General features: G+C 72.8%; 11 protein-coding genes. 4 read left to right on the forward strand and 7 right to left on the reverse strand.

Annotated elements, in window-relative coordinates; translation table 11 throughout:
- The first annotated feature begins 7 nt into the window (after positions 1 to 7).
- The gene (locus OFY01_RS23045) at positions 8 to 1042 is read left to right on the forward strand and encodes a hypothetical protein (protein ID WP_266602914.1); all 1035 of its coding nucleotides are present in this window, start codon (positions 8 to 10) and stop codon (positions 1040 to 1042) included.
- A 57-nt stretch (positions 1043 to 1099) separates the two neighbouring features.
- Here the strand turns inward: OFY01_RS23045 and OFY01_RS23050 are convergent, their stop codons facing one another.
- The 5 genes from OFY01_RS23050 to OFY01_RS23070 all read right to left on the reverse strand — a co-directional run bounded on the left by OFY01_RS23050 (position 1100) and on the right by OFY01_RS23070 (position 7658).
- The gene (locus OFY01_RS23050) at positions 1100 to 3232 is read right to left on the reverse strand and encodes a 3-hydroxyacyl-CoA dehydrogenase NAD-binding domain-containing protein (protein ID WP_266602915.1); all 2133 of its coding nucleotides are present in this window, start codon (positions 3230 to 3232) and stop codon (positions 1100 to 1102) included.
- Entirely contained in the window at positions 3229 to 4455 is a 1227-nt protein-coding gene (locus tag OFY01_RS23055; RefSeq protein WP_266602917.1) for a thiolase family protein, read from the reverse strand. Before OFY01_RS23055 ends, OFY01_RS23050 begins: the two co-directional genes overlap by 4 nt.
- Positions 4456 to 4658: 203 nt before the next feature.
- A complete protein-coding gene (locus OFY01_RS23060) occupies positions 4659 to 5981 on the reverse strand; it encodes a ribonuclease D (protein ID WP_266602919.1) in 1323 nt (440 codons plus the stop codon).
- A gap of 99 nt (positions 5982 to 6080) precedes the next feature.
- Entirely contained in the window at positions 6081 to 6743 is a 663-nt protein-coding gene (locus OFY01_RS23065; RefSeq protein WP_266602921.1) for a response regulator transcription factor, read from the reverse strand.
- 291 nt (positions 6744 to 7034) lie between these two features.
- Positions 7035 to 7658 (reverse strand): DUF3000 domain-containing protein, encoded by a 624-nt coding sequence (locus OFY01_RS23070; protein ID WP_266602923.1) that lies wholly within the window; start codon positions 7656 to 7658, stop codon positions 7035 to 7037.
- Positions 7659 to 7849: 191 nt separating this feature from the next.
- Here OFY01_RS23070 and hemE point away from each other — a divergent pair, with 191 nt between their 5' ends.
- Positions 7850 to 8956 carry a uroporphyrinogen decarboxylase gene (hemE, locus tag OFY01_RS23075; protein ID WP_407700406.1) on the forward strand — a complete coding sequence of 369 codons (1107 nt, stop codon included), beginning with the start codon at positions 7850 to 7852 and terminating at the stop codon, positions 8954 to 8956.
- Positions 8957 to 8986: 30 nt separating this feature from the next.
- On the opposite strand, the gene OFY01_RS23080 is transcribed toward hemE, so the two are convergent.
- Complete coding sequence (locus OFY01_RS23080) at positions 8987 to 10366, reverse strand: FAD-dependent oxidoreductase (protein ID WP_266602925.1); 1380 nt, start codon at positions 10364 to 10366, stop codon at positions 8987 to 8989.
- 99 nt (positions 10367 to 10465) lie between these two features.
- On the opposite strand from OFY01_RS23080, the gene hemG reads away from it, so the two are divergent.
- Both hemG and hemQ read left to right on the forward strand, forming a co-directional pair.
- Positions 10466 to 12037, forward strand: a complete 1572-nt coding sequence (gene hemG / locus OFY01_RS23085; RefSeq protein WP_266602927.1) for a protoporphyrinogen oxidase — start codon at positions 10466 to 10468, stop codon at positions 12035 to 12037.
- Between the two features lie 5 nt (positions 12038 to 12042).
- Positions 12043 to 12780, forward strand: coding sequence for a hydrogen peroxide-dependent heme synthase (gene hemQ, locus OFY01_RS23090; protein ID WP_266602929.1), 738 nt, complete (start codon positions 12043 to 12045; stop codon positions 12778 to 12780).
- An 83-nt stretch (positions 12781 to 12863) separates the two neighbouring features.
- Here hemQ and OFY01_RS23095 read toward each other — a convergent pair.
- Positions 12864 to 14266, reverse strand: a 1403-nt coding sequence (locus tag OFY01_RS23095) for an alpha/beta hydrolase (protein WP_266602931.1), incomplete at its 5' end; no start/stop codon positions are given.

Consider the following 14266-nt stretch of genomic DNA (forward strand, 5'->3'; position numbering starts at 1 on the left):
TTGCCGTGTGAACGGCGACTGGCTGATACGTGGACGCGACGGCAGGCTCTGCGCCTACGCGCACGCCCCCGACGGGGACGCCGTCGTCTGCCGGGTCGAGCGGTACCCGGCCGGCCCCTGGACCGAGCCCCGGCGGGTCGGCGGCGACCAGCGCCTGCACCCGGTGCTCGCGCTGGCCCGCGCCGACTCCGGATACACCCATCTGGTCTCCTGGCGCCCCACCGCGCCCGGCGAATCGGGTCTGGTCCACTCGACGCACTTCCAGAGCCACCTGGCGGCCCTCGACTGGTCGCCCATCGGGCACCCGAACAGAAAGGGCGACCGTACGGGGCCGGTGGCCGTCACCGTCGACGCACAGGGCCGCGCCCATGTCTTCGTGCGGAACAAGGGCGGCGGCGTCAGCATGCGCGCGCAGGCGGAGAAGGGCGGCTGGGACCCCTGGCAGGACCTCAGGAGCAGCCGGGGGCGCGGCCGGCTGGTCGCCGTGACGGGGGAGTCCGGCCTCGTCACCGTCTACAACCTGACGCCGGGCGGCGTGCGGCGCTTCACGCAGCGGGAGCCCGGGGGGACACCGACGATGGACGACGCGGTGCTGCCCTCGGCGACCGTGCGCCCGGACAGCCTCAGCGCCTTGGCGACGTCCTCCGGGGGCGTCACCCTTTTCTACGTCGACGAGGACGGCGGCCTGTACGCCTGGCGAGGGGACGGCGCGCCGGTGCGGATCACCGACGCCGCGGGGGACGGAGCACCGGCCGCCCTTCGCTGCCGTGTCGACGACGTGGACTGCACTCTGCTGGCGCAGCGCGCCCGCAGCGGCCGGATCGCGTTCGCCGCCTACCCCACCGAGGTGGAGGACGCGGGTGCCTGGTGGAGCGAGTCGGGTGACCCGCTGCCCGCGGACAGCCTTGTCGCCCTGGCCGAGGACGCACAGGGCCGTGTGGTCGCGGCGACGTACGTCCCCGGCGGCCCCGGCCGCATGTTCCTGACCCGGCGGGGGGACGAGAAGGGCCTCGCGCTCGAGGCGTGGCAGCGGGCCTTCTGACGCCGGAGGGGGCCCCGCCCGTGGCGGAGGCCCCCTCGTACGTGCGCGCGGCGAAGGTTACGCGGGCACGCTCGCGACACCCTGCGCGAGGAACCGCTTCCCGTTCACCCGCTCGGACACACCCTCACGGTCCAGGTACGGCGTGATGCCGCCCAGGTGGAAGGGCCAGCCCGCGCCCGTGATCAGGCACAGGTCGATGTCCTGCGCCTCGGCGACGACACCCTCGTCGAGCATGAGCCCGATCTCCTGGGCGACGGCGTCGAGCACGCGCTCGCGCACCTGCTCCTGCGTCAGCACCGAGTCGCCCTGCTTGAGCAGCGCGGCGACCTCCGGGTCGAGCTCCGGCTTTCCGGAGTCGTACACGTAGAACCCGCGCTTGCCCGCCTCGACGACGGCCTTGAGGTTCGGCGACACCTTGAAACGCTCCGGGAAGGCGCGGTTCAGGGTCTCCGACACGTGCAGGCCGATGGCCGGGCCGACCAGCTCCAGCAGGACCAGCGGCGACATCGGCAGGCCGAGCGGCTCGATGGCCTTCTCGGCCACGTCGACCGGCGTGCCCTCGTCGATGACGTTCTGGATCTCGCCCATGAAGCGGGTGAGGATGCGGTTCACGACGAACGCCGGGGCGTCCTTGACCAGGACCGCCGTCTTCTTCAGCTTCTTCGCCACACCGAACGCCGTGGCCAGCGCCGCGTCGTCGGTCTGCTCGCCGCGCACGATCTCCAGGAGCGGCAGCACGGCGACCGGGTTGAAGAAGTGGAAGCCGACGACCCGCTCGGGGTGCTTCAGCTTCGACGCCATCTCGGTCACGGACAGGGACGACGTGTTCGTGGCGAGGATCGCGTGCGCCGGGGCGACGGCCTCGACCTCGGCGAACACCTGCTGCTTGACGCCGATCTCCTCGAACACGGCCTCGATGACGAAGTCCGCGTCGGCGAAGCCCTCGGCCTTGTCCAGAACACCGCTGACCAGGCCCTTGAGGCGGTTGGCCTTGTCCTGGTTGATGCGGCCCTTGCCGAGCAGCTTGTCGATCTCGGCGTGGACGTAGCCCACGCCCTTGTCGATGCGCTCCTGGTCGATGTCGGTGAGGACCACCGGCACCTCGAGGCGGCGCAGGAAGAGCAGGGCGAGCTGCGAGGCCATCAGACCGGCGCCGACGACACCGACCTTGGTGACCGGGCGGGCCAGGTCCTTGCTCGGGGCACCGGCGGGGCGCTTGCCGCGCTTTTGCACCAGGTTGAACGCGTAGATGCCCGAGCGCAGCTCACCGCCCATGATCAGGTCGGCGAGGGCCTGGTCCTCGGCGTCGAAACCGGCCTGCAGGTCGCCGTTCTTCGACGCGGCGATGATGTCGAGCGCGCGGTAGGCGGCCGGGGCCGCGCCGTGCACCTTGCCGTCGGCGATGAACCTGCCGCGCGCGACGGCCTGGTCCCAGCCCTCGCCGCGGTCGACGTCGGGGCGCTCGACCTTCACGTCGCCCTTGAGGACCTGCGCGGTCCATACGAGCGACTGCTCCAGGAAGTCCGCGCCCTCGAAGATCGCGTCGGCGATGCCGAGCTCGAAGACCTGCACGCCCTTGAGCTGCTTGTTCTGGTTGAGGCTGTTCTCGATGATCACCGAGACCGCGCGGTCCGCGCCGATCAGGTTCGGCAGCAGCGTGCAACCACCCCATCCGGGCACCAGGCCGAGGAAGACCTCGGGCAGGGAGAAGGCGGGCAGCGCCTTCGACACGGTGCGGTAGGTGCAGTGCAGGCCGACCTCGACGCCGCCGCCCATGGCGGCGCCGTTGTAGTACGCGAACGTCGGCACGGCCAGAGCGGCCAGGCGCTTGAAGACCTCGTGGCCGCCCTTGCCGATGGCGAGCGCGTCCTCGTGCTTCTTCAGCAGCTCGACGCCCTTGAGGTCGGCGCCGACGGCGAAGATGAACGGCTTGCCGGTCACGCCGACGCCGACGATCTCACCGGCCTTCGCCTCCGCCTCGACCTGGTCGATCGCGGCGTTCAGCTGGGCCAGCGACCCCGGGCCGAACGTGGTCGGCTTGGTGTGGTCGAAGCCGTTGTCGAGCGTGATGAGGGCGAACCGGCCCGCGCCGTGGGGCAGTTCCAGGTGGCGTACGTGGGCGGAGGTGACGACCTCGTCGGGGAACAGCTCCGACGCGCCCTTCAGCAGCTCAGCAGTGGTGGTGCTCACTTGTCGCCTCCGGCGTCCTTGTGGTGCGGATTCTCCCAGATCACCGTGGCGCCCATGCCGAAGCCGACGCACATGGTGGTGAGGCCGTAGCGGACCTCGGGCTGCTCCTCGAACTGGCGGGCCAGCTGCGTCATCAGACGGACACCGGAGGAGGCCAGCGGGTGGCCGAACGCGATGGCGCCGCCGTACTGGTTGACGCGCGGGTCGTCGTCGGCGATGCCGTAGTGGTCGAGGAAGGCGAGGACCTGGACGGCGAACGCCTCGTTGATCTCGAAGAGGTTGATGTCCTCGATGCCCAGGCCCGCCTTGGCGAGGGCCTTCTCCGTGGCCGGGATCGGGCCGTAGCCCATCACCTCGGGCTCGACGCCCGCGAAGGCGTAGGAGACCAGGCGCATCTTGACGGGGAGGTCGTTCTCGCGGGCGAAGTCCTCGCTCGCGATGATCGACGCGGTGGCGCCGTCGTTGAGGCCCGCGGCGTTGCCGGCGGTGACGCGCCCGTGGGTACGGAAGGGGGTCTTGAGCCCCGCGAGGTTCTCCAGGGTCGTGCCAGGCCGCATCGGCTCGTCGGCGGTGACCAGGCCCCAGCCGGTCTCGCCGACCTCGGCGTTGGTGTTGCGCACCGAGATCGGGACGAGGTCCTGCTGGATCTTCCCGTTGGCGTACGCCTTGGCCGCCTTCTCCTGGGAGCCGACGGCGAACTTGTCGGCGCGCTCCTTGGTGATGTGCGGGTAGCGGTCGTGCAGGTTCTCGGCGGTCATGCCCATGAACAGGGCGGACTCGTCGACGAGCTTCTCCGAGACGAACCGCGGGTTCGGGTCGACGCCCTCGCCCATGGGGTGGCGGCCCATGTGCTCGACACCGCCCGCGATGACGGCGTCGTACGCGCCGAAGGCGATCGAACCGGCGGTGGTCGTCACCGCGGTCAGCGCGCCGGCGCACATGCGGTCGATGGAGTAGCCGGGGACCGACTGCGGAAGGCCGGCGAGGATGCCCGCCGTCCGGCCGAGAGTCAGACCCTGGTCGCCGATCTGCGTGGTCGCGGCGACGGCGACCTCGTCGATCTTGGCGGGGTCCAGGTTCGGGTTGCGGCGCAGCAGCTCGCGGATGGCCTTGACGACGAGATCGTCGGCGCGGGTCTCGTGGTAGATGCCCTTCGGGCCCGCCTTGCCGAACGGGGTGCGGACGCCGTCGACGAAGACGACGTCCCTGACGGTACGAGGCACGATGGCTCTCCTCCAAGATGCGGGACGGCACTGCCACGGCGCGCGGCTGAGCGCGCGCTCACCCCCTCATGCTACTTGCGGGTAACCATGCTGCCCAGCCCTCTGGGCCGGAGCGGTGAACGTCACACCACCGGACACGCACGGACCCCGGTGCCGTACGCATCCGTACGGCACCGGGGTCCGCACGAGACTCCCGCGGGTTCCTACCGCGCCGACAGCGCGGTCACCAGCGCCGGCGTGACCTGCTCGATCTGCCAGCGCCGCGCCCCGTGCGAGGCGAGCGCCGCCGCGACGGAGTCCGGGTCCACGGTCCCCGGCGGCTCCCAGCAGACCCGGCGGACGGTGTCCGGCGTGATCAGATTCTCCTGCGGCATGTTCAGGTTCTCGGCCAGTGCCGTCACCGCCGCGCGCGCGGCGGACAGGCGCGCCGCTGCCGCCGGGTCCTTGTCGGCCCAGGCCCGCGGGGGCGGCGGCCCGGCGGTCGGCTGGCCCGGCTGCGGCAGTTCGCTGTCCGGCAGCGCCTTGGCCCGGTCGATCGCCGCCTGCCACTGCTCCAGCTGACGGCGGCCCATCCGGTGCCCGAAGCCGGGCAGACCGGCCAGCGCGTGCACGTTCGCCGGGGTGGCGAGGGCCGCCTCGACGATCGCGGCGTCGCCCAGGACCTTGCCGGGGGAGACGTCGCGGCGCTGCGCCACCCGGTCCCGGGCCGTCCACAGTTCGCGGACGACCGCCATCTGACGGCGACGGCGGACCTTGTGCATTCCGGAGGTGCGCCGCCACGGGTCCTTGCGGGGAGGGGCGGGCGGCGCCGTGGCGATGGCCTCGAACTCCTGGTGGGCCCAGTCGAGCTTGCCCTGCCGGTCGAGTTCCTTCTCCAGCGCGTCGCGCAGGTCGACGAGGAGCTCGACGTCGAGCGCGGCGTACCGCAGCCAGGGCTCGGGCAGCGGGCGCGTCGACCAGTCGACGGCGGAGTGACCCTTCTCCAGTACGTACCCGAGCACGTTCTCGACCATCGCGCCGAGTCCGACGCGGGGGAACCCGGCGAGCCGCCCGGCGAGCTCGGTGTCGAAGAGCCGGGTCGGCACCATGCCTATGTCGCGCAGGCACGGCAGGTCCTGCGTCGCGGCGTGCAGCACCCACTCCGTGTCGGCGAGCGCGTCACCGAGGGCGGTCAGATCGGGGCAGGCCACCGGGTCGACGAGCGCGCTGCCCGCACCCTCGCGGCGCAGCTGGACCAGGTAGGCGCGCTGACCGTACCGGTAGCCGGAGGCGCGCTCGGCGTCGACGGCGACAGGTCCGCTGCCCTCGGCGAAGGCCGCGACGACCTGGGCGAGCGCGGCCTCGTCGACGGTCACCGGAGGAATGCCCTCGCGCGGTTCGAGCAGCGGGACCGGGGTCCCGTCCACAGGTCCGACGGCGCCGCCGGAGCCGTCGACAGATCCGCCGGGAGAGCCGCCGTCGTCCCGAGGGGCGCCTGTACTGGGGCGCAGTCGACTGTCTGCTGCGGTCTCTTGGGCGTCGGTCACCTGTCAAGGGTATCGGTGAACCGGCGGCGGCCGTCGACGGAACGTTCCGTCGACGGCCGTGGCAGGGGTGTGAACCGGAGAGATCCGGCCAGCGGGCCCTCAGTGGATGATGCCGGTGCGCAGCGCGACGGCCACCATTCCGGCGCGGTCGCCCGTGCCGAGCTTGCGGGCGATCCGGGCGAGGTGACTCTTGACGGTCAGCGCGGACAGGCCCATCGAGACGCCGATGGCCTTGTTCGACTGGCCCTCGGCGACGAGCCGCAGCACCTCCACCTCGCGGCCCGACAGTTCGCGGTAGCCGCCCGGGTGGCTCGGGGCGCCCGGGGGACGGCGGTGCATGCGGGCGGCCGCGGCGCCGATGGGGGCGGCGCCGGGGCGGGTGGGCAGGCCGATGTTGGTGCGGGTGCCGGTGACGACGTAGCCCTTGACGCCGCCCGCGAGAGCGTTGCGTACGGCACCGATGTCGTCGGCGGCCGACAGGGCGAGCCCGTTGGGCCAGCCCGCGGCGCGGGTCTCGGAGAGAAGCGTCAGACCGCTGCCGTCGGGCAGATGGACGTCGGCGACGCAGATGTCACGGGGGTTGCCGATGCGGGGACGAGCCTCCGCGACGGACGAGGCCTCGATCACGTCGCGCACACCGAGCGCCCACAGATGGCGGGTGACGGTGGAACGGACGCGAGGGTCGGCCACGACGACCATCGCGGTCGGCTTGTTCGGGCGGTAGGCGACCAGGCTTGAGGGCTGCTCGAGGAGAACGGACACCAGGCCTCCTGGGGTGCGGGACGGGGCCGGCTCGGGGATGAAGCCGGGGCGAACCGTGCTTTCAAGGTCACTGACCTCTTCGGCATCAAACCCGCCCGCCTTTAGAGAAAGATCACGATCCAGTGAGTAACAATTGAGGCAATTCGGACACAGTATCGATCATCCGAAGATCGAACCGAATCGCCACGTGATCGATCCCGCCCCCTGGGACGAGCAACGGCCACGCCGAGTACCGCCCGGCGTGGCCGAAAACATGTCCTGAAAGATTCGGAAAGAAAGCGGCGAAAGCAGTCAGCGCGGCTGCGGACCGCGCCGCTGCGGCAGCGTCACCACCGCCCCGTCGCCGCCCGCCGCCGTGGGCGGCAGTCCCGCCAGCTGGCACAGCAGCTCGCACCACGCGGTCAGATGAGCGGCGGCGTCCGGCACTCCGCCGAGGCCCTCACGCGGCGTCCACGACGCCCGGATCTCGATCTGCGACGCGGCCGGCCGCTCACTCATGCCGCCGAAGTAGTGCGAACTCGCCCGGGTCACCGTCCCGGACGGCTCCCCGTACCCGAGCCCCCGCGCCTCAAGCGCGCCGGTCAGCCACGACCAGCACACGTCCGGAAGCAGCGGGTCGGCCGCCATCTCCGGCTCCAGCTCCGCCCGCACCAGCGTCACGAGCCGGAACGTGCCCTGCCACGCGTCGTGCCCTTCCGGGTCGTGCAGCAGGACCAGACGGCCGTCGGCCAGGTCCTGCCCGCCGTCCACGACCGCGGCCTCCAGCGCGTACGCGTACGGGGCGAGGCGACGTGGCGGGCGCGTGGGGTCGACCTCGATCTCCGGGCGCGGCCGCGCCGCCCGCAGGGCCTCGACCGCCGTGCGGAAGGCCGGGGGAGCCGAGTCACTGATGTGGTCCTCCTGTGCAGCGTTCATGTCCCGAGCGTTCTGCCCCTCCCGCACCGATTCACTCATCCCGTCCGGACCGTCCGCCCGTCGTCCCTGAGCCGCAGCCATGCGGGGAAGAGTAAGGGGAGCGGAGCCCCGGCGCGGGGAAGGACACCCCAGGCGACCGGCGACGGGCGGCGCTTGTCGGCCATCGTGGCGGCCGTGCGAGACTTTCCCGCGTGAGTGCCAACACCGAGCCCACGGGCCAGCAGCAGCCGGCGGCGGGCGACGCCGCACAGAACGTCGTACGGAACGCCGTCAAGGATTCCGCCTTCCTGAGGGCGTGCCGCCGCGAGCCGGTGCCGCACACGCCGGTCTGGTTCATGCGCCAGGCCGGACGCTCACTGCCCGAGTACCACAAGGTGCGCGAGGGCATTCCCATGCTGGAGTCGTGTCAGCGGCCGGATCTCGTCGCCGAGATCACCCTCCAGCCGGTGCGCCGCCACGGCGTCGACGCGGCGATCTACTTCAGCGACATCGTCGTCCCGCTCAAGGCCATCGGCATCGACCTCGACATCAAGCCGGGCGTCGGCCCCGTCGTGCAGGACCCGATCCGCTCGCGCGCCGACCTCGCCCGGCTGCGCGACCTCACCCCCGACGACGTCGCCTACGTCACCGAGGCCATCGGCCTGCTCACCGCCGAACTCGGCGCCACCCCGCTGATCGGCTTCGCGGGCGCCCCGTTCACCCTGGCCAGCTACCTCGTGGAGGGCGGCCCGTCCCGCAACCACGAGCACACCAAGGCGCTCATGTACGGCGACCCGCAGCTGTGGGCCGACCTGCTCGACCGGCTCGCCGAGATCACCTCCGCCTTCCTCAAGGTGCAGATCGAGGCGGGCGCGAGCGCCGTGCAGCTCTTCGACTCGTGGGTGGGCGCGCTCGCGCCCGCCGACTACCGGCGCTCCGTGCTTCCCGCCTCCGCTAAGGTGTTCCGCGCGGTCGAGTCCTACGGCGTGCCCCGCATCCACTTCGGCGTCGGCTCGGGCGAGCTGCTCGGCCTGATGGGCGAGGCGGGCGCGGACGTCGTCGGCGTCGACTGGCGGGTGCCGCTCGACGAGGCCGTACGCCGTGTCGGCCCCGGCAAGGCCCTCCAGGGCAACCTCGACCCTGCCGTCCTGTTCGCCACGCCCGAGGCCGTCATGACCAAGACGGACGAGGTCCTGGAAGCGGCGGCGGGCCTCGACGGCCACGTCTTCAACCTCGGCCACGGCGTCCTGCCCACCACCGACCCGGACGCCCTGACCCGGCTCGTGGAGTACGTCCACGCGCGCACCGCCTCCGCCTGAGGCCAGGGCCCCGCAGCCGTGCGGGAGGCCCTACCCGGCCTCCCGCACCGCCGCCACCGCCTTGCGCGCGGCGACGAGCACCGGGTCCCACACCGGCGAGAACGGCGGCGCGTACCCCAGGTCGAGCGCCGTCATCTGATCCACCGTCATCCCTGCGGTCAGCGCCACCGCCGCCACGTCGACCCGTTTCGCCGCGCCCTCACGCCCCACGATCTGTACGCCGAGCAGCCGCCCCGTGCGACGCTCGGCCAGCATCTTCACCGTCATCGGCGCCGCGCCGGGGTAGTAGCCGGCCCGGCTCGTCGACTCGACGGTGACCGTCACGTACTGGAGCCCGGCCCGCCGCGCGTCCTTCTCACGCAGCCCGGTCCGCGCGATCTCCAGGTCGCACACCTTGCTGACGGCCGTGGCGACCACTCCGGGGAAGGTGGCGTAATCGCCGCCCACGTTCGAGCCGATGACCTGGCCGTGCTTGTTGGCGTGCGTGCCGAGCGCGATGTGCCGCTCGCCGCCGGAGACCAGGTCGCGCACCTCGACGCAGTCGCCGCCCGCCCAGATGTCCGTATGGCCGCGCACCCGCATGCTGATGTCGGTGAGCAGCCCGCCGTGCTCGCCGAGCGGCAGCCCGGCCTCCCGCGCCAGCCCCGTCTCCGGCCGCACCCCGATCCCGAGCACCACCACGTCCGCCGGGAACTCGACGTCGTCCGTCGCCACGGCCCGCACCCGGCCGTGGCCGTCGGTGAGCACCTTCGTCACCTCGGCGTCGTCGACCATCGTGATGCCGAGCCCGGTCATCGCCCGCCGCACGAGCCGCCCCATGTCCGGGTCGAGCGTCGCCATCGGCTCGCTGTCCTGGTTGACGACCGTCGTGTCGTAGCCGCGCCTGATCAGCGCCTCGGCCATCTCCACCCCGATGTACCCGGCGCCCACGACGACCGCCCGCCGTCCCTCGCCCGCCCGCAGCGTCTCCAGGAGCGCCTGCCCGTCGTCGAGGGTCTGCACCCCGTGCACCCCCGCCGCGCCGATCCCCGGCAGCGGCGGCCGCACGGGCCGCGCCCCGGTCGCGATCACCAGCTTGTCGTACGAGGTCCAGAACTCGCCCCCGCCGCCGTCCAGTTCGCGGGCCCGCACCCGCTTCCCGGCCACGTCGACGGCCACCACCTCGGTCCGCATCCGCAGATCGATGCCGCGCGCCCGGTGCTCCTCGGGGCCGCGCGCGATCAGCTCGTCCCGCCCGGCGACCGCGCCGCCCACCCAGTACGGGATACCGCACGCCGAGAACGAGGTGAAGTGCCCCCGCTCGAACGCCACGATCTCCAACTCGTCCGGGCCGCGCAGGCGGCGCGCCTGCGACGCGGCCGACATGCCCGCCGCGTCGCCACCGATGACCACAAGTCGCTCAGGGCTCATGCGCCCACGCTACGTGCCCGCCACCGCGACGCGCCCGCCGCGCGACATGGGCCGAACGGCTCTGCCGGAAACGGCCACCCGGTTTGAGAGAGTGGGGGCATGCGCGAAGCGGACACACGTACGGGAACGGGACGGCGCCGCGAGGCCGTCGTCATCGGCGGCGGCATCACGGGCCTCGCGGCCGCCCACCGCCTGCTCGACAACGCCGAGGCGGAAGACGGTGGCGGCCCGGTCCACGTGACCGTCCTGGAGAGTTCCGACCGGCTCGGCGGCAAGCTCCTCGCGGGCGAGATCGCCGGGGCCCGCGTCGACCTCGGTGCCGAGTCGCTGCTCGCCCGCCGCCCCGAGGCGGTGGGCCTGGCCCGCGCGGTCGGCCTCGACGACCGCCTCCAGCCCCCGGCCACGGCCACCGCGTCGCTGTGGACCCGAGGCGAACTGCGCCCGATGCCCAAGGGCCACGTCATGGGCGTGCCCGGCACGGCCGACGCCCTGGCGGGCGTGCTCAGTGACGAGGGCCTCGCCCGTGTCGCCCAGGACGAACACCTGCCGCCCACCGAGGTCGGCGACGACGTCGCCGTCGGCGAGTACGTCGCGGCCCGCCTCGGGCGCGAGGTCGTCGACCGCCTCGTCGAACCCCTCCTCGGCGGCGTCTACGCGGGCGACGCGTACCGCATCTCCCTGCGCAGCGCGGTCCCGCAGCTCTTCGAGGAGGCCCGCCGCCACCCGTCCCTCACGGAGGCGGTACGGGCGATCCAGTCCCGTGCCGCCCAGAACCCGGCCCCGGGCCCGGTGTTCATGGGCATCGAGGGCGGCATCGGTACATTGCCCGGTGCGGTGGCGGACGAGGTGCGGGGGAGGGGCGCGACCATCGTCATGGCCGAAAGGGCGGTCTCCCTGGGGGCACGGGGCTGTGTCGATCGGCGGCTCCGGCGCGGGGCGCCATCAACCACGCACGAGGGCGACTCGACGACGCACGCCGAACCCCTGTGGCGCGTGGTCGCGGAATCGGGCCGCGTCTACGAAGCGGACCAAGTGATCATCGCCCTGCCCGCGCAGCAGGCCGCGAGCCTCCTGCGCACGGCCTCCCCCCACGCTTCCCAGGAACTGAGGGCGATCGAGTACGCCTCGATGGCCCTGATCACCATGGCGTTCCGCAGGAAAGACGCCGAGGACGTCCTGCCGCGGGGCAGCGGCTTCCTCGTGCCACCGGTGGACGGCCACACCATCAAGGCGGCGACGTTTGCCTCGCGCAAATGGGGCTGGATCGACGCCGAGAACCCGGACCTGCTGGTCGTCCGCACCTCGGTCGGCCGGTACGGCGACGACAAGGTGCTCGGCCGCGACGACAGCGACCTCGTCGCCGTCTCCCGCGACGACCTGCGCGAGGCCACCGGACTGACCGCCGGCCCGGTCGCCTCCCGCGTCACCCGCTGGCACGACGGCCTGCCCCAGTACCCCGTCGGCCACGGCGAGCGCGTCGAACGCATCCGCGGGCACATCGCCGCACTGCCGGGCGTCGCGCTGTGCGGGGCGGCGTACGACGGCGTCGGCGTCCCGGCCTGCGTCGCCGGCGCGTACGCGGCCGCGGACGAACTGCGCGGGGACACCACCACCCGCGCCGGCCTCAAGGCGAACCCGGTGCAGAGCATGCACGGCGGAGCAGGAGAATGAAGGACATGAGCGACGAGAACACCACCACCGAGCCGGCCCGGATCCCGAACAAGGGCAAGCTGGCCAAGGACCTCAACGACGTCATCCGCTACACCCTGTGGTCCGTCTTCAAGCTGAAGGACGTACTGCCCGAGGGCGCGGACCGCGCAGCCTACGCGGACGAGGTCCAGGAGCTGTTCGACCAGCTCGCCGCCAAGGACGTGACGATCCGCGGCACGTACGACCTGTCGGGCCTGCGCGCCGACGCCGACCTCATGATCTGGTGGCACGCCGAGACGGCCGAGCAGCTGCAGGAGGCGTACAACCGCTTCCGCCGCACCCGCCTGGGCCGCTGCCTCGAACCGGTCTGGTCGAACATGGCGCTGCACCGGCCCGCCGAGTTCAACCGCTCGCACATCCCGGCGTTCCTCGCCGACGAGACGCCCCGCGAGTACGTCTCGGTCTACCCGTTCGTGCGCTCGTACGACTGGTACCTGCTGCCCGACGAGGAGCGGCGCACGATGCTCGCCGACCACGGCAAGATGGCACGCGGCTTCCCGGACGTGCGCGCCAACACCGTCGCGTCGTTCTCGCTCGGCGACTACGAGTGGATCCTCGCCTTCGAGGCCGACGAGCTGCACCGCATCGTCGACCTCATGCGCCACCTGCGCGGCTCCGAGGCGCGCAGGCACGTCCGTGAGGAGATCCCGTTCTTCACCGGGCGGCGCCGCGGCGTCGCGGAGCTTGTGGAGGGGCTGGCCTAGGCCGGACGCGCGGCCCCTCCGGAGCCAGGTCTCGGGGCTCTGCCCCGGGCCCGGCTCCCCGTTCCTCGACCGCCGGAGTGGCTTCAGCCGAGCGGCGTCGGCTCCTGGTGCGGGGCGCAGCTCGCCGCGCCGCCCTCGGGCACCCGGCCCTCCAGCAGATAGGCGTCCATCCGGGCGTTGACGCAGTCGTTCGGGCCGCCCGCGATGCCGTGCGTGCCCGCGCCCCGCTCGGTCACCAGGGCCGAACCCGGGATGCGGCGGTGCAGTTCCACGGCGCCCTCGTACGGGGTCGCCGCGTCGCGCTCGGCCGCGAGGATCAGGGTGGGCGGCAGCAGGCCGGGCAGCGGGTGCACGTCGACGGGCTGCCGGGGCGGCACCGGCCAGTAGGCGCACGGCAGGTTCATCCACGCGTTGTCCCACGTCTCGAACGGCGCCCGCCGCGCCAGCCGCGTGTTGTCGCGGTCCCACGTGGCGAAGTCGCGCGGCCAGGGCGCGTCGTTGCACTCGACCGCCGTGTAGACCGCGGCGGCGTTCTCGTCCTCGACGGCGGCCCGGGGCGGCGGCGCGGCCTGCCCGATCAGCGGCTTCGGGTCGCCGTGCAGATACGCCGACAGGGCGAGCGCCCGCGTCGGCCAGTAGTCGTCGTAGTACCCGGCCTTCAAGAACGCCGCCTGGAGCTGTCCGGGCCCCACCTTGCCGCCCGCGGGCGTGCGGGCGAGACGGGCCCGCGCCTTGTCGTAACTGCGCTGGACCGCCCCCGCCGTGTCCCCGAGGTGGTAGGTGGCGTCGTGCCGGGCCACCCAGGCCCGGAAGTCGCCCCAGCGCCGCTCGAACGCGGCCGACTGGCGCAGGTTGTCCTCGTACCAGATCCGGTCCGGGCGCGGGTCGACCGCCGAGTCGAAGACCATGCGCCGCACATGGGACGGGTACAACTGCGCGTAGACGGCGCCCAGGTACGTGCCGTACGAGGAGCCCAGGAACGTCAGCTTCCGCTCACCGAGCGCGGCCCGCAGCACGTCCAGGTCGCGCGCGTTGTCGGGCGTCGAGTAGTGCGCCAGGTCCCGGTTCCGCTCCCCGCACTCGCGCGCGTACGCCTTCGCGTGGGCGACACGCCGCCGCTTGTACACGGCCGAGGGATGCGTGGGCGCCTGCGAGGGGGCCTTGGCGAACTTCGCCGGGTCGACGCAGGACAGCGGCGCCGAACGGCCCACCCCGCGCGGCGCGTACCCGACCAGGTCGTACGCGGCGGCCAGGTGCGCCCACTCGGGCATGACGCCCACCATGGGGAAGTACATGCCGTTGCCGCCGGGCCCGCCGGGGTTGAAGACGAGCGCGCCCTGCCGGGCCACCCGGTGACCCGCGTACCGTCCGCTCGCCTCGGTGCGGCTGACGGTCAGCCGGATCTTCCGGCCGTCCGGACGCGCGTAGTCGACCGGCACCTCGACCGTGCCGCAGCTCACCGAGTCCGGCAGGTCGTCCGCCGCCG

The organism is Streptomyces beihaiensis, assembly GCF_026274175.1.
Lineage (GTDB): Bacteria > Actinomycetota > Actinomycetes > Streptomycetales > Streptomycetaceae > Streptomyces > Streptomyces beihaiensis.

Excerpts from the sequence above, each read along its gene's own strand:
- OFY01_RS23080 (WP_266602925.1), bottom strand. The coding sequence starts at position 10,366 with ATGAGCCCTGAGCGACTTGTGGTCATCGGTGGCGACGCGGCGGGCATG.
- hemG (WP_266602927.1), top strand. The coding sequence starts at position 10,466 with ATGCGCGAAGCGGACACACGTACGGGAACGGGACGGCGCCGCGAGGCC.
- OFY01_RS23070 (WP_266602923.1), bottom strand. The coding sequence starts at position 7,658 with ATGAACGCTGCACAGGAGGACCACATCAGTGACTCGGCTCCCCCGGCC.
- hemQ (WP_266602929.1), top strand. The coding sequence starts at position 12,043 with ATGAGCGACGAGAACACCACCACCGAGCCGGCCCGGATCCCGAACAAG.